Here is a 21,936-nt window from a genome sequence, read left to right on the forward strand (position 1 = left end):
GCGAGAAGGAGACGGCGATCGACGCACGCGACTTCGCCGCGGCAGCGGCGCTTCGGGACCGGCAAAGGCAACTGCTCGCCGAGAAGCTGCGGCGAGAGCGGGAGTGGATGGCCGACGTGGACGTGCAGGCGGTGATCACGGAGAACCAGCGAGCACACCGCGAGCTCGAGCGGATGCGAGACCTGCTCCGCCAGCACGGCATCGACCCAAGTGGTGGTACCGCCCGAACCGCCTGACACCCGGTCCGGCCTAAGAGAACGCACGTCCCCCGCCCGCAGGCGGGGGCGGGTACGGTCGGCGCCATTTCCAAGGCTGCCCGGTCAAACCTGGCATGCACGGACAGCCGGATGTCGTACGTACGGTGGACGTAGCGGAGCACCTACCACCAGAGTTGACCCCAAATTCCAACCTTGGTTTGATTCCACGCCGCCTGCCGACCCGTACGTTGGCGACATGTCTCGGGCGGACACTTGTCCGCCGGGTCCTGTTCGTCAACGAACCTCGGTGAGGTGGCACATTGGCTCGCGGCTTCAAGACCCTGCCCGCCGTCGTGGCGGCCAGCATGATCATGACAGTGTCCCTGGTGAGCGGCCCTGCGGCGGCCACTACGGACTCCGCTTCCTTCTGCCCACGTCCGAAGGTCAGGAACGCGGACACCGGCTACGCCATCATGATGAGGACGGTCGGCCTCAAAGCCGGGCCGTACGCGGGAAGCCGGTGCCGGACAGTGGGTCAGGCCCGCCTGCGCCAAGTTCTGTACTTGCACTGCTGGGTGAAGAACGCCTACGGGAAGTGGTGGGCCTACGGGCGGCTGAAAGGCACTTCACTGCACGGCTGGACGTCCATAGACAATCTTTACCAGTGGCGAACCGACGGAACTCCGCATTGCGAAGACGAGGATCACCGCGACTAGTAGCAGGCGTCGCCGTGCGGGCCCACGAGTTGCACCGTGCGGGTGACACCGGGGTACTTGCGGCTGTGCTGAACCATGTCCACGGAGTTGTCGCCCCAGCAGGTACGCGATCCGCAGCGACAAGGGCCTCACCATCGTGGACGCCGGGATCGGTCCGGCGGACGGCCCGGCCGTCTCGTGGGCGCCCGTGCCCGGTGCGCTCCCCGAGTCGCTCGCCGCCGCGGGCATCGACCCGGCTGAGGTCGACACCGTGGTGCTCACGCATCTGCACACCGACCACGTCGGATGGGCGGTCGTGACCGAGGCGGCCGTCCCGTCAGCGGGCGGCGCGGTGGACGGCAACACTTCGACCAGCAGCGTGGTGGGCGGCGCCCCTGCGCCCGGCAGCGCGACCAGCGACCGCCGCCCCTACTTCCCGAACGCCGAATACCTGCTCCAGCGGGCCGAGTTCGACGCCCTCGACGCGCTCAACCCGCAGCTTCGCGAGACCCTCACCGACCCACTCGCGGCGGCCGGTCGGCTCCGGCTCCTCGACGGGGACACGCCGCTGCGCGCCGGGCACACGGTCGCCACGCCCGGTCACACGCCCGGGCACCAGAGCGTGCTGGTCGCCGACGGGCGCGAGCTGGCGCTCGTCACCGGCGATCTCCTGGCGCACGCGCTCCAGCTACTCCACCCCGAGCTCGCCTACTCGCACGAGATCGACCCTGAGGCGGCCAGGCACTCAAGGAAGCGCATGCTCGGCCGCGAAACCGTCACCACGCTGCACCTGGCGACACCGCATCTGACGGAGCCGTTCATCTCGGCCTGATCGCGGCCGCCCGAGCCGTTCGGCGCGGGGCAGGCCACGAGGGCATGCAGACGCTCCAATTTCACGGTGGTTTCGTCGTCGACGGGACTGAAGACCGTAAGGCGGCAGCCGCCTCTGGACTGGAGCCACATCCGATCTGCGTGCAGGCATAGCACGCCGACCACCCGATTGCGGCGTGGGGCCGCCGTCGACCAGGAGCAGGTCGGCGCCTGCTGCTCCAGAGCCAGGCCTCCCCAAGTCCCCGTTCGAAGCGATCAGCCAGAAGGAGAGCATCGGCCGCCGCCGAGCGAGTCGAGATGCGCGACCATGTCTTCGGCAGAGCGATGGAAGGTCGTGCGGCGGGCCGCGATGTGCGCTGCTGCCTGCACCTCACCGGCCCGCCATTCAGTCGTCCAGAACCACGCCTCGTCAGCGGGGATCGACACGAAGTCACGAACCGTCACGGTACCGTCGTCGTATACGGCGAATCCCACCTCATCCCCTTCGCCGATGTGCACTGCTCGAACTCCGACTCTCGTTCTCCTACACCTTAGGCGCCGTAGGCTCGCTGTGCCGCGGTCGTCACGGAATGTCACTCCCTCGGTAGGCGACGGCCTGCTAACCACACGCCGACGATGTCGAGCGTGGTGTCGATGTCGGCCGTGGGGTCGCCGTCGACCAAGAGAAGGTCGGCGCGTAGGCCCGGAGCGATGCGGCCGCGGTCGTGCAACGCGAAACGGTCGGCGGGAGCCGAAGTGGCGGCGGCGAGGGCCTCACGCGGGGGCAGGCCGGCCGCGACGAGCAGGGCGAGTTCCTGGTGGAGCGTCGCGCCGTGGGCGGTGCCGACGTTGGAGGCGTCGGAGCCGGCGAGCAGGGTCACGCCGGCGTCTCGTAGGTCCGCGACCGTGCGTGTCGCCACGCCGAGGTCGTGCCGGGCGCCCTCCCCCAGGGGGAACGGGCCCATAGTGAGCATGCGGCGCGAGCCCTCGGTCAGGTACGGAGACACTCTCGGGTCGGCAGCCAGGGCCTTGCCTCCCGTCCCGGGGCCGAACAGTTCACCGAGCACGGCCAAGGTGGGGACCACCGCGGTCTCGGCGAGTTCGTAGACAAGCTCAGGATCCGGGCGGTCCACGTACACGTGCCCCAGCACGTCCGCGCCCACCCGCAACGCCTGACGGGCGGTCTCGGCGGTGAGGGCGTGCGCGACGACGATCTTGCCTCGGTCGTGCGCCGCCGTCACCAGCGCGCCGACCGTCTCCTTCGCCAGGGAAGGCGTGGGCAGGCCGGTCGTGGAGCCGTCATCCAGAAGGATCTTGAGGTAGTCGGAGCCCTCCGCGAAGCGGCTCGCCACGAACATGTCCGCCTCATCCGGCGTCACGAGGGTCGGGAACGGCGGCAGGAGGCCCATGTCCACCAGATACCAGCCGTAGCCCCCAGGGACCGTCGCCGCGGTGCCCGCCGTACGCAGATCCGCTCCTCGGCTACCACGCAACGTGGCGGCCTGCGCAGGGTCGGCCATCATGTCGAGGACTGTCGTCACGCCGAACAACGCGGCCTGTTCGAGGTCGCCAGGGAATACGTGGGCGTGCGCGTCGATCAGGCCAGGGAGCAGGGTCCGCCCGCGCCCCTCGATCACCTCGTCGCCCGGGGAATGCGGCGACAGTTCCTCCCCCACGAAGAGGATGACGCCGCCGGAGACCGTCACGTTCGCCGACCTCAGCGTCGTGTCGCCAGTGAACACCCGCACATTCCTGAAGATCAGCCGCTTAGATACATGCATGAATGTATCTAAGCATACGTGCACGCATGTATGAAAGAGTGCAGTCATGCGACGAACGGCCGAGGAAGCGGCGGAGACCAGGAAGGCGCTGTTGAGAGCCGCGCTGGCCGTCTTCTCCGAACGGGGGTACGCCGCCGCCACCCTCGCGGGGATCGCCGAGCGGGCCGGGGTGACCCGCGGGGCCGCGTACCACCATTTCCATGACAAGGCCGCGCTCTACCTCGCGACGATCAGCGAGCTGTGGGCCGAGGCGGCCGCGCCCGTCTGGGGCACGCTTGACGGTGACGAGCCGGTGATGGAGCGGATGCGGCGGTTCCTGGTGGCGTTCTTCACAGCGCTGGAGCGGGACGCGACGCTGCGGCAGGCGTTCGCACTGTCGATGCGCAGTGCCGAGGGGCTCCCTGAGCTCGAGACCGGGCTGCGGGACAAGCGAATCATGATGGAGGGATGGAAGCGCGGCCTGATGGAACTGCTCGCAGGGGCGGGACTGCGCGACGAGGTCTCGGCGGAGGCCGCCGCGCTGACGATCATCACCTCCGTGAACGGGACCGCCGCCACCTGGCTGGCCTGCCCCGACCTCTTCTCCCCCGCCGATCAGGCCGAGGCGCTGGCCGACGCCGTCCTATGCGGCATCACACGGTGAACTCGGGCGCCGAGGGACTGAGGATCGCCGCCCGGGGAGTCACCGGCCAGAGCGCTGCCAGTTCGTCGTTGAGCGTGGCCATGAGGGACTCGACGTCGGACTGGGCTGTTTCGTGCAGCGCCTCGGTGACGATCAGGACGTCGGTGGTCGTGTCGCGGACAGCCGAGTGGCCGCTCTGGCGGTTGGTCCAGCGGCGGGCGTGCGCCATCCTCTCGGCGTCCGCGAAGATCACCTCTCCGGCGGGCGGGTGCTCCGTCTCGCCGGAGAAGGTCACGTAGGTCTCGTCGCCCACCGCATGCCGTACCTCGACGTATTGCGCGATCTTGGAAGTGTCGAACACCGCGACCGGGATCGCGTACGCGATGGAGACCGCGTTGCACAGGTCGATCAGCGGGTGCAGGCGCGGCAGGGCGCCTTCTTTTCTGAAGCGGCGCAGCAGCGATTCCGAGGCGCACCGGTATTGGGTCGGCTTGAGCCCCATCTTGGAGAACGCCCGGCGCCACGCCTGGATCTCCGGGAGCTCGCCCTCCGACGCGGTAGCCAGCCGCTTCGCGGCGAGCTCGCCGAACGTCGCGACCCGGTCCTCCACGGACACGCCCGCGTTGACGCCCCGCACGGAGATCACCGCGGGGACGAGCTCGGGGAAGTCCCGCCAGATGTCGCTCGAATGCTGGAAACGCACGGTCACCTCCGTCGTCGTGGCCACGAACACGCGCCCGCATGGCGCTCCGCCGCGCCGATCACAATACTCGCCATCCGCAGAGGACGGACGGAGGCGCGGGTCGGGCGCTGTCCGGGCGCGAGCCGGCCCTGCGCGACGTGCTCTATGCCCTCAGCGGCTAAGCGTCTTCGCCGCGCTTGAGCCGGTAGAGGACGTGCGGGACCAGCGGGCTGTCTTTGGGGATCCGGGGATGGTCGAAGTCCGCCTCGTACGTCATGCCGAGACGCTCCATGACGGCGCGGGAGCGCAGGTTGCGCGCGGCGGTCATGGAGATGATGTCGTCGAGGCCCGCCTCGGTGAAGGCGTACGCGACGGCCCGCCTGGCCGCCTCGGTGGCGTAGCCGTGGCCCCAGGCCGGGCGGGCCAGCCGCCACCCGATCTCCACGGCGGGCAGGAAGGGCGCGTCGAAGGTCTGCCAGCCCAGCCCGGCGAAGCCGATGAACTCCCCGCTCTCGCGCACCTCCAGCGCCCACCAACTGAACCCGTGCTGGTCGAAGTGCTGCTCGATCTTGTCGACCAGGGTGTCGCTCTCCTCACGGGTGAGCGGAGCGGGAAAGTGCTCCATCACCTCGGGATCGGCGTTCATGACGGCGAAGGGCTCCCGATCCTCTTCGCGCCATCTGCGCATGATCAGCCGATCCGTCTCCACCTCAGCGCCTCCCCTTGATGCCGGTGATCCGACGGAACACATCCCACCAGAACGGCGCGCCGAACAGCAGCGCCACATACGTCAGCAGGAATCCCGGCCAGTGGCTGGGCGTGCTGATCCGGTCCCACCACAGGCCGCCGTTCCAGTGCACGCTCGGGTCACCCTGCTCTGGGATCGACACGCTGACCAGGGCCTGGTCGAGCATCCTGACCAGGGCCGGCTGGCTGAGCGTCTCGGTGACGCACCGCATCGGGTCCTCGCCGCTACAGCGGGCCTTGAGCTCGTTGTACGCGTCCGGCCCCGCCTCGGCCACGGCGGTCACCGAGGCGCGGAAGGCGTTGTCCCGCAGCAGCGTCTTGCCGTACTCCAGCCCGTCCATCGAGAACAGCAGCGTCACCAGCAGGCCGAGCACGGCGACGACCCACTTGACGTAGCGCTTGTACAACATCGACAGCCGCTGCATCTCGCTGTCGAACCAGGTCTCGATACCCTGCCTGAACCGGTCGAGGTCGCGCTGCGCCGTCTCCCAGATGCCCTTGAGGGGGCCGTACAGGGGGCTGTCGATGGCCTTCAGCTTTCCCAGGAACCGGTCGACGTCGCCGTCCTCCCCCGCGGCCAGCTCCATCACCGCGACCGCGAACCGGCCGGGCGGGATGTTGGCGATGCTGGTGCGACCGCGTTTGGCATGGTCGATCTCCCTGACCCGCTCGTACAGCAGGTTGATCACGGAGTCACCGGCCCGATGCTGGGGATCGGGCAGCCCGCCGGCCTCGGCGGGCGCGGGCAGGTCGCTGTGGCGGGGACGTGGATCGCGCAGGAACGGCAGCGCGGTGAACACGTCGCGTATCTTGGCCGGCAACCACGACCCGGTTTTCTCGTCGGCGCCGTCCATCGTGTCCCTGAGGTACGCCCACAGGAACTTGCTCCGGATGGCGAGCACCCGCACGAACGCCTCATTGACACCGCTCACCAGCAGCGACAGCAGCAGGAACGACACCACCAGGCCGAGGGCCAGATCCACGTAAACGGATAACACCGGGCCTTGATACACCGGCGCACCGGGGTCGATCAAGCCCCGTAGAAGACTCGATCCACCACGAGGCGTGCGCGGCGGGTCACGCGGCGGTAATCGTTCAGGAAGTCCTCCGAGCCGTCCGGCGGGTAGCCGAGGGTCTGCGCGAGAAGCTTGCGCTCGCCCGCGTCGCGCGGCACGCTGTCGCCGGGACGGCCCTTGACCAGCATGATCGCGTCCCTGATGCGGGAGGCGAAGCGCCACGACTCGGCCAGCACGGCCTCGTCGGCGGGGGAGAGCAGCTCTTCGGCCACGGCGGCGCGCAGCGCGTCCAGCGTGCGCGTGGTGCGCAGCGACGGCAGCGTGCCCGCGTAGCGCAGTTGCAGCAGCTGCGCCACCCACTCCACGTCGGACAGCCCGCCGGGGCCCAGCTTGGTGTGCAGGCCGGGGTCGGCGCCGCGCGGCAGCCGCTCGGCCTCCATGCGGGCCTTGAGCCGCCTGATCTCCCTGACCGCGTCGTCGTGCAGCCCGCCCTGCGGGTAACGCAGCTCGTCGATCATCTCGGTGAACGCGGCGCCCAGCTCGGCGTCGCCCGCCGAGAACCGTGCGCGCAGCAGCGCCTGCGCCTCCCACGGCGACGACCAGCGGGAGTAGTAGGCGCGGTAGGAGGCGAGCGTGCGCACCAGCGGGCCCTGCCGGCCCTCCGGCCGCAGGTCAGGGTCGATGATCAGGGGCGGGTCCGGCGCCGGCAGCGACAGCAGCCTGCGCAGCTCGTTGGCCACGGCGAAGGCGGCGTCCGTGGCCTTGCGCTCCTCGACCCCGGGCTTGGGCCGGTGGACGAACATGACGTCGGCGTCGCTGGCATAGGAGCTCTCCAGGCCGCCCAGCCGGCCCATGGCGATGACGGCGAAGGAGGTGACGTCGCCGACCTTGCTGAGCGCGGCGTCCATGGCCGCCTGGAGGGTCACGTCGGTCAGCGACGACAGGGCGCCACCGACCGTCTCGATGTCGGCGAGCCCGAAGATGTCGGCCACGGCGATGCGGAACAGCTCCTTGCGGCGCAGCGCCCGCACGGCGGCGACGGCGGTCTCCGCGCCGCCGTCCCCGTCGACGTGCCTGGACACCGCGGCGGAGGCCTCGCCGCGCAGCGACTCCCGCGGCCGCACGGCGAGCTCCTCGTCCGAGCCCAGCATGGCGACCGCTTCGGGTGCGTTCATGAGCAGGCCGGTCGCGTAGCGGCTGGTGCCGAGCACGCGGGCCATCCTGGCGGCCACCGCCGTCTCGTCACGCAGCAGCCGCAGATACCACGGCGTGCTGCCCAGCTTGTCGCTGACCTGCCTGAACCCCAGCAGGGCCGCGTCCGGGTCGGGCGTGTCGGCGAACCAGCCCAGCATGACCGGCAGCAGGGTGCGCTGGATCGCCGCCCGCCTGGACACCCCGGAGGTGAGGGCGCCGATGTGGCGCAGCGCCCCGTTGGGGTCGACGTAGCCGAGCGCCTCCAGCCTGGCCGCCGCCGCCGAGGCCGACAGCCGCGCCTCCGACTCCTGCAGCCGCGACACCGCCTGCAGCAGCGGCCGGTAGAAGAGTTTCTCGTGCAGCCGCCGCGCCTCCATGGCATGCCGCCGCCACCTGGCCGTGAACTCCCCCACCGGGTCGGTCTGCATGCCCAGCGCCCGGCCCAGCCTGCGCAGGTCGCCCTCGCCTGTGGGCACGAGGTGCGTGCGCCGCAGCCGGTGCAGCTGCAGCAGGTGCTCGACCTGGCGCAGGAACGAGTACGCCTCCGCCAGGCTGCGCGAGTCGTCGCGGCCGACGTAGCCCCCTCGGGAGAGCGCGGCGAGCGCGGGGAGCGTGGCCCGGCGGCGCAGCAGCGGGTCGAGCCGCCCGTGCACGAGCTGCAGCAGCTGCACCGCGAACTCGATGTCGCGCAGCCCGCCGGGCCCCAGCTTGAGCTGCCGCTCCCCCTCCGAGCGCACATGGGCCTCGACCCGGCGGCGCATGGCCTGCACGTCCTCGACGAAGTCCTTGCGGGTGGCCGCCGTCCAGACCATGTCGTTGACCGCCTCGACGTAGGCGGCGCCCAGCTCCATGTCGCCCGCCACCGGCCGGGCCTTGAGCAGCGCCTGGAACTCCCACGTCTTGGCCCAGCGCCGGTAGTAGGCCAGGTGGCTGCCGAGCGTGCGGACCAGCGGCCCGGAGCGTCCCTCGGGACGCAGGCCGGCGTCCACCTCCCACAGCGAGCCCTCGGGCGTGGTCGCGGTGCAGGCCCGCATCATGGCCTGGGCCAGCCTGGTCGCGGTACGCAGTGCCTTGGCCTCGTCGGCGTCCTCGCGCGGCTCGGCCACGAAGATCACGTCCACGTCGCTGATGTAGTTGAGCTCCCTGGCGCCGCACTTGCCCATGCCCACGACCGCGAGGCGTACGTCGCTCGCGTCCACCTCCGCCCGCGCGATGGCCAGGGCGGCCTCCAGCGCGGCGCCCGCGAGGTCGGACAGCTCGGCCATGACCTCCTGGAGCGAGGCCTGGCCGGTCAGGTCGCGCGCCGCCAGGTGCGTGAGCCTGCCCCGGTAGGCCACCCGCAGCGCCACCAGCGTCCTCTCGCCCGTGGCGACCGGCTCGGAGGCGTCCGGATCGGCGCCGACCGCGCGCAGCAGCTCGGCTCGCGCCTCGCCCGGCTGCGGCTCGGCCAGCCACGCGATCTGGCCGGGGTGACGGACGAGGTGCTCGCCCAGGGCGGCGCTGACGCCGAGCACGGCCAGCAGCCTGACCTTGAGGTCGCCGTCCTGGCGGAGGGTGCCGAGCACGGCGGGCTCGCGCTCGATCAGCCGGGTCAGCGAGACCAGTGCCAGGTCGGGGTCGGCCACGTCGACCAGCGACTCCAGGAGGTCGTCCAGGTCGGTGCCGGCCTGGCGGACGAGCTGGGCCGCCCTCGCGCCGTCGGCGAAGCCGAGCTTGGCGAGGCGCGCGGTGGTCGATTCGATCCTGGGCACCTCTCCATCTTGACAGCACTCGCGCCGGCAGCCGTAGCATCGAACGCAACGTTGCGTTGCGTTTCGGCGAGGAGGGTGGACGTGGGACGGGTGGACGTGGGACGGGTTTCGGCGACGGTGACGTGGGGGCTGCTCGCGGCTTGGGCCGTGCACGACGCGGAGGAGCTGGCGACCATGGCGGGATGGGCGCGAGCCGCCCGGCCGCGGCTGGAGGAGCGGCTTCCCTGGATTCCCTGGGAGCGGCTGGAGGTGTCACAGCGGCACGTCAACGTGGCCATCGGGCTCATGGGCGGGGTGATGGCGGGGGCGGCGGCCCTGGGGGCGCGCACGGGCGGGCGGAGCCCGGTCTTCCAGGCGGCGCTGGCCGGCTTCGGCGCGCATGGGGTGGCGCACCTGGCGCAGGTGGCCGTGACCCGTGGGTACACGCCCGGGGCGGTGACCGCCCCCCTGGTGGTGATCCCCTTCTCGGTGTGGGCGTGGCGGCGGCTGCGGTCCGAAGGGGTGCCGGTGCGTTCCGGGCGCGCGGGCCTGGCGGCGACGGCGGCTTTCCCGCTGGTGCTGGGCGGCGTGCATGCGATCGCCCACGCGCTCACCCAGCCGCGCGGCACGCGCCGGGCGAGTGCCGCACGGGCCGCGCGGGCGGCGGGCGGACGAGGTGCGACGTCCGACAGCGGGGAGCCGCGGGTCAAGGGCGGCCCAGGCGCGACATCCGGCGCCGGCGGGCCGCGGGTCAGGGGCGGGCGGCGGCTCTGACCACGTCGGCGAAGGCCTGCGCGACCGGGCGCCACGTGGCCACGAGGGCCCTCTCGGCGGCCTTCACCTGGGCGTTCAGATCCTCGGCCGCCTCCAGATCCGACTCGGCCGTCCAGGAGGCGAAGATCTCGGGCGTGGCCTCGGGATGGAACTGGACCACCCAGGCGGCCTCGCCGAGCCGATAGGCCTGGTTCGGGTACGGGGAGCCGGTCATCAACGGCACCGCCCCGTCCGGCAGCCGCGTCATGGCGTCCTGGTGATACTGGACGGCCACGGCCGTACCGACGCCCGACAGCAGCCGGTCGGCGGCGGCCTCGGGCAGCGCGACCACCTCGCACGCGCCCACCTCCAGCCCGCCGGCGCCCCGCTCCACCGTCCCCCCGCAGGCCACGGTGAGCAGCTGCGCCCCCAGGCAGATGGCGAGCGTGGGCGTGGCCTCGTCCACCGCGCGGCGCAGCAGGTCACGGGTGGCCGGCTGCCAGGGGCAGCGCTCGTCCTCCCACGCCGCCGCCGCACCGCCGAGCACGATCAGACCGTCCGCGGCCCGCTCGGGCACGTCCTCCCCCAGGTACGGCCGCACGACCTCGCAGGTCGCTCCCAGCCAGCCGCCGAGATACCCGAGCCCGGCCTCGGCCTCGTGCTCGATTACGGTGATGCGCATACCAGGTAATTTATCCGGAACTTTCGTCCCAAACGTATCATCCAACACGCCGTGGAGATGTTGACCGAGGACGATCCCCAGCGGTTCGGGGACTACTGGCTGGCCGGACGGCTCGGAGCGGGCGGCCAGGGGGTCGTCTACGAGGCGTACGCCGAGGACGGCCGGCGGGTGGCGATCAAGGTGCTGCACCGCGGCCAGGCCGCGCAGCTGGCCAGGGAAGTGACCGCAGCACAGCGGGTGGCCGCGTTCTGCACGGCCAGGGTGATCGAGGCGCGGCTGGAGGAGGCCAGACCGTACATCGTCAGTGAGTACGTCGAGGGCCCCAGCCTGCGCAGGGCGGTCGCGGAGGGACGACGGTTCACCGGCGGCGACCTGCACCGGCTGGGGACGGCGGTGGCCACCGCGCTGACCGCGATCCACGACGCGGACGTGATCCACCGTGACCTCAAGCCGGACAACGTGCTGCTCGGCTCGGACGGCCCGCGAGTGATCGACTTCGGTGTCGCCAGGACGGCCGAGATGTCGCTCACCAGCACCGGGCTGGTGACGGGGACGCCGACGTACATGGCGCCGGAGGTGTTCACCGGGCAGCGGGCCGGCAAGCCGGCGGACGTGTTCGCGTGGGGCGCGATCATGCTGTACGCGGCGACAGGAAAGGATCCGTTCGAGGCTGAGAGCCTGGGCGGGGTCATGCACCGGGTGTTGTCGGCCGTCCCCGACCTGAGCGTGCTGCCGGAGGCGTTGCGCCCACTCGTGGCCGCCACGCTCAGCAAGGAGCCGCTGCACCGGCCGACGGCGCGGGAGCTGCTGCTGTCCCTGGTCAGCGGGCATGCCGGGACGGACACCGCGCATCTCCTCGCCGAAGGCGGCAGGGAGGCGGCCGGTGTGACGGCGGCCGCGGCGGACCCGGCGCTCGGGACGCTGGCCGAGGAGGCGTACGCGCACCTCGGCCAGGAGGAGCGGGAGCTCGCGCCGGAAGTGTTCCTCAGGCTCGTCACGGTGGGCGAGCGGGGCGAGCTGTCGGCGCGGCGCGCGGCGCTGGCCGAGCTGGTGGACGGCCGGCCGCTGCCCGAGGTGTCGTCGGTGACGCGGATCCTGGAGGTGTTCGCGTACCTGCTGGGCAGGGACGGCGAACAGGTCTGGCTGACCCGGCCGGCGCTGCCGCACGCCTGGCCGCGCTACCGCCGCTGGGTGGACGCCAACCGGGACGGGCTGTCCGTGCACCGGGAGATCCTGGCGGCGGCGCGGCGCTGGGAGCGCGCCGGGCGCAGGGACGGCGACCTGTTCCATGGCCACAGCCTGGAGAACGCGCTGCAGTGGGCGGCCACGGCCCGCAGGAACATCACGTTGTCGCCGTTCGAACGGGACTTTCTGGCGGCGGGCGCACGGATGCGGGCGCGCAGGGCCAGGCGGGACCGGCTCGTGACGCTCTCGCTCGGCGGCCTGCTGGTGATCGCTCTGGTCGCCGCTGGGCTGGCCGTGTACCAGGGCGGACTGGCCGACGAGCGGGCCGCGCACATCGCCGCCCAGCGCGACCAGGCGGAGGCGGCCAGGCTGGCGCAGCTGGCGGGCACGCTGCGGCACAGCGATCCGCGGATGGCGATGCAGCTCAGCGTGGCGTCGTGGCGGCTGCACCGCACGCCGCAGACGCGCGCGGCGCTGACGGCCTCGCTGGCGCAGCGGGAGGTGGCGGCGTTCAGGGATCCGGCCACGGCCGCTGAGACGCTGCGGATGCTGAGCCTGGACGGCAGGACGCTGGCCAGCGTCGGCGAGGACGCGATCCGGTTGTGGGACGTGCCCACCGGCCGGCGGACGGGCGGGATCGCCAGGCTGGGCATCGCAGGTGAACCCCTGGTCAGTGCAGCGCTGTCGCCCAGCAAACGCTACGTGGTGGTGGCGACCGCCGCGCGGGCCGACGTCTGGGATCTGCGGACGGGCAAGGTGACGCGCTCGTGGGCATACGGCAAGAAGTCCACGCCTATGTTCTTCGCGTACGGGACCGTGGACCGGTACGTGCTGGCGTGGGACGGCGATGACAACCACGTGTGGGATCTGGAACGCGGCACCCGGGTGAGGACCAAGGCGGCGCTGGGCGCCATGACGCCCTCGGGAGAGGCGATCTATGCCATGGACACGCCTGGGCGGATCGACCTGCTGCGCCTGCCCGACCTGGCCCGGAAGTCCACGCGGCCGGCCGCGGAGCGATGCGACGCGTGCGGGCTCCCGCTCGCGCTGACCCCGGACGGCCGATCGCTGCTGGAGAGGGTGCGCCGCGGGCTTCAGGAGACCTCGTTGAAGGACGGCGCCTCCTGGCAGATCGGCTTGGACGGGACGAGCTGGAACGAGGGCGAGCTCACCTTCAGCCGGGACGGGCTGCTGCTGGCGTCGGTGACACGTACCGGGATCCAGGTGTGGCGGCGCCACAGCACGTTCCTCACGGCGCTGTCATTGCCCGGCGGAGCGGACGACGACGCTCAGCCGGTCCCCCAGGCCGCCTTCGACGGGCACACGTTGCGGTACCTGAACGAGGACCGTGTCGTCACCGTGGACCTCGCCGACCTGACCGGGGAGCGTCCGGAGCCGGGGGGCATCGGGTGGACGCTGGCCGCGCTCGTCCCCGGGCGCGTGCTGGCCACGGGGGACTTCTCCGCGATCCACCTGACCACACCAGGCAAGCCTTCAGGAAAGCCCGTGCAGCGCAGGCCGGACGCCGATGGGGCCGGCGCGCTGGCACTCAGCCCGGACGGGCGGCTGGCGGCCGTAGGGGGCAGCAGCACGATCACGTTGCTGGACACGAGCACGCGGCGGGAGCTGGCCCGCTGGCCGATCGGCGACTTCTCCAACACGACCCTGCTGGCGTTCAGCCCCGACGGGACGCGGCTGGCGGGTGTACTGGAGGCCGCCGACCTGGACGAAGAGACCTCATACACGCTGCGGGTGTGGGACTGGCGGGCCCGCCGCCCGCTGTGGTCGGCCCACGTGGACGAGATCCGGGATATGGCGTTCTCCCCCGACGGCACGACCCTGGCGGCGGCGTCGGACGCGCAACAGCTCTTCGACGCCGCGTCGGGCACGCGCCACGGCGGGGCCTTCGGCGGTACCGGACAGGGGACCACGATCATCGGCGTGATGTTCACCAGGGACGGCGGCAAGGTGGCGGCGGTGGACTCGCGCGGCCGGGTGACGGTGTACGACGTGGCCACGCACCGCCAGTCCGGGGAGCCGATCCGGGGCCGGCTCGGCGGCCGCGGCGCCGTCGCGGCCAGGTCGCCGCACGAGGACGTGGCGGCGGTGACCACCCAGGACGGGCGGGTCCAGCTGTTCGACCTGGCGGCGGGGGCGGACCTGGGAGTGCTGCGCGACGGGGCGGTGGAGGGGCCGATGGCACTGGCGTTCTCTGCGGACGGGTCCAAGGTGGTGGAGCTCGACGGCTCGGGAATGGTGCGCGAACAGCTCGTCGGCCCCGGCCACGTGGCCGCCGCGGTGTGCGCCCGCGCGGGTGTGCCGTTGAGCGGCGCCGAGTGGAAGCGGTACGTGACCGGTGTGCCCTACCTGAAGGTTTGTCCTTAAGATCCGGATATGAGGGTCGAAGAGGTCGGCGGGCTGCGGATCGCCACGTTCGGGAACGGGCCGCGGATGATCATCGCGGTGCACGGGATCACCGCCTCGCTGATGGCGTGGGGCGCGGTGGCGCGGCGGCTGCCCGAAGGGTGGTCGCTGGTCGCGATGGACCTGCGCGGGCGCGGGCACAGCGCCTCGCTACCCGGTCCGTACGGGCTGCCCAGGCACGCCGAGGACGTGCTGCGGGTCGCCGGCCACGTAGGGGCCGGGCCGGACGCGGTGCTGACCGGCCACTCCATGGGCGCGTACGTCGCCGCGCTGGCCGCCGCCCAGCGGGACTGGGCCAGGGTGGTGCTGGTGGACGGCGGGATCCCGTTCCCGCGACTGCCCGAGGGCGTGGACCCGGACGCGGCGCTGCAGGCCACGCTGGGGCCCGCGCTGGCGCGGTTGCGGCAGACGTACCCGTCGGCGCAGGCGTACGTCGACTTCTTCAAGAGCCATCCGGCCTTCATCGGGCACTGGAACGACGACGTCGAGGCGTATGTCCGCTACGACCTGACCGGGCCCGAGGGCGCGCTGCGGTCGCGCGTCGTGGGCGAGGCGGTGCTGCAGGACGGGCGATGGCTCAACACCGAGCAAGACCGGGCGGGGGCGGCGCTGGAGGCGATCACGTCGCCGCTGCTGCTGCTCAGGGCGCCGCGCGGGCTGCTCAACCAGGACGTCGGCCTGCTCCCCGACGACCTGACCGCCCCGTGGACGGCGCGGCTGCCCGGGCTGCGGGACGAGATGGTCCCCGACTGCAACCACTACACGATCATGTTCGACGACCGCTGCGTGAGGACCGTCGTGGAGCGGCTCACCGCCGACAGGTAGGAGATCATCGCGCCGCCTACCAGTGTGGTCAGCACGGGGATGTGCCAGAACGGGCGGATCTCCGCCGCCGGAGCCGGCCAGAGCGGCCCCAACGGACCCACCGCCATGAGGATCACCAGGCCGAGCACGTAGAGAGGGGTCACCATGCCCGCCAGCACCCGCACCCGCGCACTGCCGCGCCGCGCCGCGATGCCCATGGCGACGGTTGCCGCGCTCGCGACCGCCAGAGCGATCCCGGCGGACTCGAGCATGCGCCACGCGTCCCGCACCACGCCCTCCGGCACGCCGCCCCAAGCCGCCTCTTCCGGCGTGACGGGAGGCGGCGTGACCGAGGAGACCCAGATGCCGCACGCGCACGCCGCCAGATAAGCGGCGCACCAGGCAGGCTGCAGGAACATCAGGCGGGCCGCCCGTGGCGACGGCGCGGCCTCCAAGCCACGGGCCAGCCGCAGCACGCCCCAGACCTGCGCGATCGCCGCCGCGGCCAGGACCACGGCGAGCGCGGGAGGGCTCCAGCCGAGACCGATCACCTCGGGCGCGACGGAATGACCTTCGTCGGCCGCCTCCCGCCCGAGCCGCAGCAGGTAGTTCGCCGGATTGGCCTTGCCCACGACGTACAGGCCGAGCAGGTAAGGCGGCGTCAGCAGGCCCGCCGCCAGCAGGACGCGGGAGGTCGGCCGCGCCCTGGCCAGGTGCCAGAAGGAGAGCGCGGCCAGGGTGAAGAACACGCAGGCGAACGCGGTCGGCTCCATCACCACGTCCGTGACGACGCGCTGGGCCGCGAGCACGTCCTCGAGCGGGCGTCGGATGTCCGTGCTCGCGAAGGTCGCCGTTTGCTCGTAGCCGATCAGGTAGATGGCGACGGCGGCGGCCCCGAAGACCGGAGTCAGCCTGAGTAACGGATTTCCCGCCATCGCGGCATGATCGGCCACCGCCCGTATGGCCGGCGTAAGGTCAGCGTGGAGCGATCCACGTGGCGCGGGCGGCCGCCACCAGCGTGCCGTCCATCTCGTAGATGGCGCTCTGGCCGTACATCTTGCGGCCGTCGCGGCCGGTCGGGCGGGCCACCACCGAGTAGCGGCCGCCGGGCTGCACGGGCCGGTGGATCTGCAGGGCCAGCCTGCCGAGCAGGGCGGTCTCGCCGGGGCCGAAGTGCGCCCAGCCGGTGATGCAGTCGAGCACGGCGCCGATGATCGAGGCGGGCACCCCGTCCTCGCCCGACACCGTGAACGGCACCCGCCAGCCGGCGGCCACCAGGTCCGTGCCCTCGACCGGGCCGGGGAAGATGCGCAGGCCGTCACCCGGCTCGCGCAGCCCGCACGCGAAGCACTCGGCGAACGGGTGCGCCTTCAGCCCCACGAACCCGGCCTCGGCGCGGGCGGCGTCGTTGAACGCCACGAACCCGGGCCCCTCCAGATCCTCGGCCACGGGGATGGCCTCGACGAGCAGCTTGTCGTCGTGCGTGAGGGACACGGAGTTGGCCACGTGCTCCAGCCGCAGCTCGGTCTCCAGCGGTGTGGGGGCATGGAGCGTGACCTCGACGGCTGATCGACCACCGTTGAGCGCCTCCGCCATAGTGCCCGCGATCCAGCCGCCGTTGGCGACTCCCTCGGGCCCGCGGAAACGCTGGGGAACGGTCAATACGGTCTGCAGGGCAGCCGTCGTCATGCCACATCCTCCAATATCGCCACATGAGGCGCAAAGTCCGGAAATACCATAAAGAGAGGGCCAATTTTACCTGGACCACCCGTTTGCCCAGAGGGCGGGGGTGCCGGGTGCTCCGTACCCCTCCCATAACGCCTCGACCGGGTCCGAAACTTCCCCACCCTCACCATGAGGTTAGGCACCGCACGTGGCACAAGCGTGACTCAGGGGTCAGAAGCAACGAAAATCGGCCTCACTCCGGGAGCGATCCCGATGTGAGGCCGATCAAGGCGTTGCCCGTACTTTAGCCCGGAAATCCCTCGTGTCGCGACCAATCCCCCCAATACGGGCTGACCGGTGCAGACTGTCCGCATGGACCGGCTGACCTCCTGGGAGCGACGCACCAGCGTGGCGCTCCTCGCCATCGGCACGGGGTTCCTCTTGAGCTGGGCGATCCCCGTCCTCGTCCCCGACCTGTCTCCCGCCGCGCACAAGGCCTTCTGGTACGTCCAGGTCGCCACCTGGGCCCTGTTCACCACCGACTATCTGATCCGCTTCGCGCTCGCGCCCCGCCGGCTGCGTTTCCTCCTCAGGAACATCCCCTCGCTCCTGGTCGTCCTCCTCCCCCTCCTGCGGCCGCTGTGGCTGCTGCGGGCACTGCTGCTGCTCCAGGTCATCGCCGAACGTGTACGGCTCCCGCTACGCCTGCGCGCCGTCGTGTACGTCACGGGCACGGCGCTGTTCCTGTGCATGGTCGGCAGCATCGCCGTGCTCGACGTGGAACGTGACATCCCCGACAGCAACATCAAGACCATCGGCGACGCGCTGTGGTGGTCGCTCACCACGATGACCACCGTCGGGTACGGCGACCGCTTCCCGGTCACCGCCGAGGGCCGCCTGGTGGCCTCCGGCCTGATGATCGCCGGCATCGCCTTGGCCGGCGTCGTCACCGCCGCCATCGCCTCCTGGTTCGTCGAGCGGTTCGAGCGCACGGCGGCGCTGGAGCGCCGTACCGAGGCCGAGCTCGCCCAGATCGCCGCCGAACTGGGCGAGACCCGCAAGGCGCTGGCCGAGCTCGCCCACACCCACGGCGCGCTGCGCGACGAACTGGCCACGCTCACCGCCCGGTTGAATTCATAACCTCTAAGGTGCGCGCCAGCCTGCTGCCTCGGCGAGGCTGGTCGTTGCCGGCGTGATCGGAGAGAAGTTGCCCGGCGTGATCGGAGAGAAGGGGACACGGATCCGTGCGAAGTGAACCTGTGCAGGGCGCGATGGTGCGCTACCCGTCCGGGTCCCTGGTCATCCTGACCGGGCTCCCCGGCGCGGGCAAGACCACCCTGCTGCAACGCCTGTACGGGTTGCACGGCGCGGAGAGCGCGCCGGTCGCGAAGGACACGGTCATGGTGATCGACTCCTCGCAGTCCCGGCGCCACTGGGACGGCCGCATGACCTGGGCCCCCTATCCCCTGCGCCGCGCCGTCGTCTTCGTCACCCACTTGACCCGCATCCGCCGCGCGCTCGCCGGCGGGCAGTCGGTCATCGCCCACAACCGGGGCTGCGGCCCGTACGTGCTGCGCGGCTTCGCCTGGCTGGCCCGCCGCCACGGCGCCGCCTTCCACCTGCTCCTGCTGGACGCCCCGGCGGAGGCGGCGCTGGCCGGGCAGCGAGCCAGGGGCAGGGTGGTCGCGCCCCGCACGTTCGCCCGCCACCAGCGCAGGTGGGGGGACCTGGTGGCGCGGGTCAAGAACGGCGACCCGGCCCCGGCGGCCGGCGCCCGCATCCTCGACCGCGCCGAGGCCGCCCTCCTGGGGTCCATCGTCTTCGACGGCCCGACCGGCAATTCAACACACCAAGATTTCCACATAACGGAATAACCTCATTCCCACCCTTTCCTCCGGTCACTCCATACGCTTACCGCTCAGACATAAGCGGGGAAGCGTTCCAACATCAGCCACGGGGAAGCGCGGGCGTCGCTGAGCTCTGCTCGCATGTCCGCTGATGGGTGGGTCCCCTCAACCCCCCGGAGGTCCTGTGAGACTGCGGTCTCTGCTGGCGAGCGCATCTGCGCTCGTCATGACAACGACGGCCTTGCTGGCCGTCGCCGCGCCCGCCCAGGCGAGCGCCGGCGACCCCGAGGTCGCCAAGAGCGTCACGGCCGATGTGAAATCGGGCGAGAAGGTACGCGCGATCATCGAGCTGAAGAAGGGCGAGAGCGTCGCGAAGGTGGCCGAGAAGACGGAGGCCGCGTCCAGCGAGACCAGGGTCGTCGACAAGACGATGTCCGACGAGTTCCTAGTCGCCACTCTGGACGCCAGCACGCTCAACACGATCAAGACGGATGACCGGATCGCGGCCATCTACGAGGACCGGCTGAGCAAGCCGACGCTCGCACAGAGCACCGCGCTGATCGGCTCGGACAAGGCCAACGAGGCCGGCTGGACCGGCGCGGGCTCCACCATCGCGATCCTGGACACGGGCATCGACCGCGACCACCCGTTCTTCACGGGCCGGATCGTTGACGAGGCCTGTTTCTCCGCCAGTACCACCGACACCTACTACAAGGCCCGCTCGCTGTGCCCCAACGGCCTGCCGCTCCAGGTGGGCGCAGGCGCTGCCAACGCCGAGATCCCGCAATGCATGGCGTCGGGGCAGAACGAGTGCGCCCATGGCACGCACGTCGCAGGCATCGCGGCGGGCAAGAAGACGGGCAGCGCTCCAGCAAACGGCGTCGCCCCGGAGGCGGGTATTCTGCCCATCCAGGTGTTCGTCAGGTTCGACGGACCCGTCTGCCAGGAGGAGCTGGACACCAGCGCGCCGTGTTTCGCGAGCTTCGACTCTCTCCAGAAAGCCGCACTGCAGTACGTAGAAAGCGTGCGCGCCCAGCACAAGGTCGTGGCGGTCAACATGAGCCTCGGCGGCGGGCCGAAGCACACCGCGCACTGCGACAACGACCCGGCCTACGGCACGCTCGCGCCCGAGGTCGCCTCGCTGCTAGGGGCTGGTGTGACCACGGTCATCGCCTCGGGTAACGAATATCACGAGGACGGCGTCGCCAGCCCGGCCTGCCTGTCCAAGGCACTCACGGTCGGTGCCACCGATGACAACGACGCCCCGGCCGGTTTCGGCAACCGCGGCCCGCTGCTCGACCTGTTCGCTCCCGGCGTGAACATCATTTCCTCCGTGCCGAGCAACACCTACGGCTCGGCCGGTGGCACCTCGATGGCGGCCCCGCACGTGGCCGGTGCGCTGGCGCTCATGCGGCAGGCGTACCCGAACCTGTCCGCCGGAGAACTCGCCGCGAAGCTGCAGACCACCGGCAGGAGCATTACCTACGAGAGCGGCAACAGTCAGGTGACCACTAAGCGGATCAACCTGACGGACGCGCTGCCGCCCAAGGCGACCCAGAGCCCGACGGCGACGCCCACCACCTCCCCGACCGCCACGGCCTCCCCGACCGCGACGCCTACGGCCACCCCGACGACAACGCCCACGGCCACGAAGTCGCCGACGCCGAGCCCGACTCCGACGCACACCCACACGGGCGGTCCCGGAGACCCGGGCGGAAACATCGACCTGGTTCCGGTCCCCGACAACTGCACGCGGGGCAAGGGCACCAAGCCGCTGAGCGCCAAGACCTGGGCCAAGGAGATGCTGAAGAACAAGGGGTCGCTGAGCGACAAGACGCTCGTGTGCTATCTGACGCTGGCCCAGAACAGCAGCAAGATCTTCCCCGAGCTGACCGACGCGACCACCCTGGCCAAGGCGTACAAGGTGCTCGGCACCAAGAGCAAGGCCGCCAAGGCGCTGCTCGACCGTGAGCTGCTGGCCGCCTGGCTGAACTACGCGCACGGCGTGTACAACGGCTCGGCCAAGGTCCACGGCAAGACGACCCTCTCCAAGGCCGTCGCGGCCGCGGAGCGGCACCGTACGGGCAAGAGCACGGCCGCGATGAAGAAGGCAGCCGTATACCTGTACAAGCACGTCAACAAGTAGAAGTTTCTGAAAAGCGGGTCACGTCGATGACGTGGCCCGCTTTTTCGTTCCCGGGTGTCGATCCGGGCGGACGTCGTTCGTGTAAGGGGTGAGTACTGACGGAAAGGAGCACCTCATGAAGCAATACGTCCTCACCATTTACCAGGGCGACGGGCCGCCGCCGGCACCCGAGATCCTGGACCCGATCATGCAGGACCTCAACGCCCTCGACAAGGAGATGAAGGACGCCGGCGCGTGGGTCTTCTCCGGCGGGCTGCAGCCCGCCGACCAGGCGCGCGTGATACGGATGCGGGCCGGCGAGGCCTTCACCACCGACGGGCCGTACACCGAGGGTAAGGAGCACATCGGCGGGTTCACGATCATCCAGGCATCCGACATGGAGACGGCGCTCGAGTGGGGCCGCAAGATGGCGGAGGCGGTGGCGCTGCTGCCGGTCGAGGTACGCGAGTTCCAAGGCGAGTGATCGGCTGGCTATCCTGCCCGCATGTCGATGATCCGTCCCGCCACGGCCGATGACCTGCCGCTGCTCACCGCCTGGGAAGGTGACCGCGACACGGCGGCGTGGCTGGGCGAGACGGGTCTGGCCTGGCACGAGCATTCGCTGGCCGACCCGGATCAGGATCACGTCGTCGCCGAGCACGACGGCGCGGTGACGGGGTTCGCGGTGCTGGCCGGGCTGAACGGCGGGGACGGTGTCATCGAGCTGCGCAGGATGGTGGTCGATCCGGGCCGGCGCGGGCCCGGTCAGGGGCGGGCGCTGCTCAGGGCGGCGCTCGCCCGCGCCTACGAACACCACGGCGCCGGGCGCGTCTGGCTGGACGTCCGGGCGGCCAACCGGCGCGCCCAGGCGCTCTACGAGTCAGAGGGCTTCGCCGTCACCGGGGCGGTGACGGCGGAGGACCTGATCATCATGTCCCACCGCCGCTGACCGAGCGGCCCGGCGCACGTGGCCATGA

At 71.2% G+C, this 21,936-nt stretch carries 19 protein-coding genes; 10 read left to right on the forward strand and 9 right to left on the reverse strand.

All coding sequences use genetic code 11. The features are described from left to right. Positions 1 to 1,022 precede the first annotated feature (1,022 nt). Entirely contained in the window at positions 1,023 to 1,724 is a 702-nt protein-coding gene (locus tag OHA25_RS46980) for an MBL fold metallo-hydrolase (RefSeq protein ID WP_327591145.1), read from the forward strand. Between the two features lie 254 nt (positions 1,725 to 1,978). Here the strand turns inward: OHA25_RS46980 and OHA25_RS46985 are convergent, their stop codons facing one another. Then, complete coding sequence (locus tag OHA25_RS46985) at positions 1,979 to 2,221, reverse strand: AbrB family transcriptional regulator (RefSeq protein WP_327583332.1); 243 nt, start codon at positions 2,219 to 2,221, stop codon at positions 1,979 to 1,981. A 74-nt stretch (positions 2,222 to 2,295) separates the two neighbouring features. After that, on the reverse strand, positions 2,296 to 3,483 hold the full coding sequence (locus OHA25_RS46990; RefSeq protein WP_327583333.1) for an amidohydrolase family protein: 1,188 nt from the start codon (positions 3,481 to 3,483) through the stop codon (positions 2,296 to 2,298). 46 nt (positions 3,484 to 3,529) lie between these two features. Here OHA25_RS46990 and OHA25_RS46995 point away from each other — a divergent pair, with 46 nt between their 5' ends. After that, positions 3,530 to 4,126 carry a TetR family transcriptional regulator gene (locus OHA25_RS46995; RefSeq protein WP_327583334.1) on the forward strand — a complete coding sequence of 199 codons (597 nt, stop codon included), beginning with the start codon at positions 3,530 to 3,532 and terminating at the stop codon, positions 4,124 to 4,126. On the opposite strand, the gene OHA25_RS47000 is transcribed toward OHA25_RS46995, so the two are convergent. The 4 genes from OHA25_RS47000 to OHA25_RS47015 form a co-directional block, all read right to left on the reverse strand. After that, positions 4,116 to 4,808: a B3/B4 domain-containing protein gene (locus tag OHA25_RS47000; RefSeq protein ID WP_327583335.1), complete on the reverse strand. Its 693-nt coding sequence runs from the start codon at positions 4,806 to 4,808 to the stop codon at positions 4,116 to 4,118. The genes OHA25_RS46995 and OHA25_RS47000 overlap by 11 nt on opposite strands. Before the next feature lie 157 nt (positions 4,809 to 4,965). Beyond that, on the reverse strand, positions 4,966 to 5,496 hold the full coding sequence (locus OHA25_RS47005; RefSeq protein WP_327583336.1) for a GNAT family N-acetyltransferase: 531 nt from the start codon (positions 5,494 to 5,496) through the stop codon (positions 4,966 to 4,968). Between the two features lies 1 nt (position 5,497). Further along, positions 5,498 to 6,532: a hypothetical protein gene (locus tag OHA25_RS47010; protein ID WP_327583337.1), complete on the reverse strand. Its 1,035-nt coding sequence runs from the start codon at positions 6,530 to 6,532 to the stop codon at positions 5,498 to 5,500. A gap of 32 nt (positions 6,533 to 6,564) precedes the next feature. Continuing rightward, positions 6,565 to 9,495 (reverse strand): bifunctional [glutamine synthetase] adenylyltransferase/[glutamine synthetase]-adenylyl-L-tyrosine phosphorylase, encoded by a 2,931-nt coding sequence (locus tag OHA25_RS47015; RefSeq protein WP_327583338.1) that lies wholly within the window; start codon positions 9,493 to 9,495, stop codon positions 6,565 to 6,567. 81 nt (positions 9,496 to 9,576) lie between these two features. Between OHA25_RS47015 and OHA25_RS47020 the strand changes: the two genes are divergently transcribed. Beyond that, positions 9,577 to 10,248 carry an HXXEE domain-containing protein gene (locus OHA25_RS47020; RefSeq protein ID WP_327583339.1) on the forward strand — a complete coding sequence of 224 codons (672 nt, stop codon included), beginning with the start codon at positions 9,577 to 9,579 and terminating at the stop codon, positions 10,246 to 10,248. Here OHA25_RS47020 and OHA25_RS47025 read toward each other — a convergent pair. After that, positions 10,226 to 10,909 carry a type 1 glutamine amidotransferase gene (locus tag OHA25_RS47025; RefSeq protein ID WP_327583340.1) on the reverse strand — a complete coding sequence of 228 codons (684 nt, stop codon included), beginning with the start codon at positions 10,907 to 10,909 and terminating at the stop codon, positions 10,226 to 10,228. The two genes, OHA25_RS47020 and OHA25_RS47025, sit on opposite strands and share 23 nt — an antisense overlap. A 57-nt stretch (positions 10,910 to 10,966) precedes the next feature. Between OHA25_RS47025 and OHA25_RS47030 the strand changes: the two genes are divergently transcribed. Together OHA25_RS47030 and OHA25_RS47035 are read left to right on the forward strand one after the other, a co-directional pair. Then, complete coding sequence (locus tag OHA25_RS47030) at positions 10,967 to 14,479, forward strand: serine/threonine-protein kinase (protein ID WP_327591146.1); 3,513 nt, start codon at positions 10,967 to 10,969, stop codon at positions 14,477 to 14,479. 9 nt (positions 14,480 to 14,488) lie between these two features. After that, entirely contained in the window at positions 14,489 to 15,343 is an 855-nt protein-coding gene (locus OHA25_RS47035; protein WP_327583341.1) for an alpha/beta hydrolase, read from the forward strand. On the opposite strand, the gene OHA25_RS47040 is transcribed toward OHA25_RS47035, so the two are convergent. Together OHA25_RS47040 and OHA25_RS47045 are read right to left on the reverse strand one after the other, a co-directional pair. After that, positions 15,277 to 16,257: a hypothetical protein gene (locus OHA25_RS47040; RefSeq protein ID WP_327583342.1), complete on the reverse strand. Its 981-nt coding sequence runs from the start codon at positions 16,255 to 16,257 to the stop codon at positions 15,277 to 15,279. The genes OHA25_RS47035 and OHA25_RS47040 overlap by 67 nt on opposite strands. 40 nt (positions 16,258 to 16,297) lie before the next feature. Next, positions 16,298 to 17,011, reverse strand: a complete 714-nt coding sequence (locus OHA25_RS47045; RefSeq protein ID WP_327583343.1) for a PaaI family thioesterase — start codon at positions 17,009 to 17,011, stop codon at positions 16,298 to 16,300. 348 nt (positions 17,012 to 17,359) lie between these two features. On the opposite strand from OHA25_RS47045, the gene OHA25_RS47050 reads away from it, so the two are divergent. The 5 genes from OHA25_RS47050 (at position 17,360) to OHA25_RS47070 (ending at position 21,908) form a co-directional block, all read left to right on the forward strand. Further along, positions 17,360 to 18,127: a potassium channel family protein gene (locus OHA25_RS47050; protein WP_327583344.1), complete on the forward strand. Its 768-nt coding sequence runs from the start codon at positions 17,360 to 17,362 to the stop codon at positions 18,125 to 18,127. A 104-nt stretch (positions 18,128 to 18,231) separates the two neighbouring features. Next, positions 18,232 to 18,861, forward strand: a complete 630-nt coding sequence (locus OHA25_RS47055) for an AAA family ATPase (protein ID WP_327583345.1) — start codon at positions 18,232 to 18,234, stop codon at positions 18,859 to 18,861. Positions 18,862 to 19,018: 157 nt separating this feature from the next. Further along, positions 19,019 to 20,980, forward strand: coding sequence for a S8 family peptidase (locus OHA25_RS47060; RefSeq protein WP_327583346.1), 1,962 nt, complete (start codon positions 19,019 to 19,021; stop codon positions 20,978 to 20,980). 115 nt (positions 20,981 to 21,095) lie between these two features. After that, positions 21,096 to 21,443, forward strand: coding sequence for a YciI family protein (locus OHA25_RS47065; protein WP_327583347.1), 348 nt, complete (start codon positions 21,096 to 21,098; stop codon positions 21,441 to 21,443). A gap of 21 nt (positions 21,444 to 21,464) precedes the next feature. Then, the gene (locus tag OHA25_RS47070; RefSeq protein ID WP_327583348.1) at positions 21,465 to 21,908 is read left to right on the forward strand and encodes a GNAT family N-acetyltransferase; all 444 of its coding nucleotides are present in this window, start codon (positions 21,465 to 21,467) and stop codon (positions 21,906 to 21,908) included. The last annotated feature ends 28 nt before the right edge of the window (positions 21,909 to 21,936 follow it).

The organism is Nonomuraea sp. NBC_00507, assembly GCF_036013525.1.
Taxonomy (GTDB): domain Bacteria; phylum Actinomycetota; class Actinomycetes; order Streptosporangiales; family Streptosporangiaceae; genus Nonomuraea.

Coding starts and splice junctions, on each gene's coding strand:
- OHA25_RS47030 (WP_327591146.1), top strand. CDS start 10,967: ATGTTGACCGAGGACGATCCCCAGCGGTTCGGGGACTACTGGCTGGCC.
- OHA25_RS46990 (WP_327583333.1), bottom strand. CDS start 3,483: ATGCATGTATCTAAGCGGCTGATCTTCAGGAATGTGCGGGTGTTCACT.
- OHA25_RS47070 (WP_327583348.1), top strand. CDS start 21,465: ATGTCGATGATCCGTCCCGCCACGGCCGATGACCTGCCGCTGCTCACC.
- OHA25_RS47050 (WP_327583344.1), top strand. CDS start 17,360: ATGGACCGGCTGACCTCCTGGGAGCGACGCACCAGCGTGGCGCTCCTC.
- OHA25_RS47035 (WP_327583341.1), top strand. CDS start 14,489: ATGAGGGTCGAAGAGGTCGGCGGGCTGCGGATCGCCACGTTCGGGAAC.
- OHA25_RS47065 (WP_327583347.1), top strand. CDS start 21,096: ATGAAGCAATACGTCCTCACCATTTACCAGGGCGACGGGCCGCCGCCG.
- OHA25_RS47040 (WP_327583342.1), bottom strand. CDS start 16,257: ATGGCGGGAAATCCGTTACTCAGGCTGACTCCGGTCTTCGGGGCCGCC.
- OHA25_RS46995 (WP_327583334.1), top strand. CDS start 3,530: ATGCGACGAACGGCCGAGGAAGCGGCGGAGACCAGGAAGGCGCTGTTG.
- OHA25_RS47045 (WP_327583343.1), bottom strand. CDS start 17,011: ATGACGACGGCTGCCCTGCAGACCGTATTGACCGTTCCCCAGCGTTTC.
- OHA25_RS47025 (WP_327583340.1), bottom strand. CDS start 10,909: ATGCGCATCACCGTAATCGAGCACGAGGCCGAGGCCGGGCTCGGGTAT.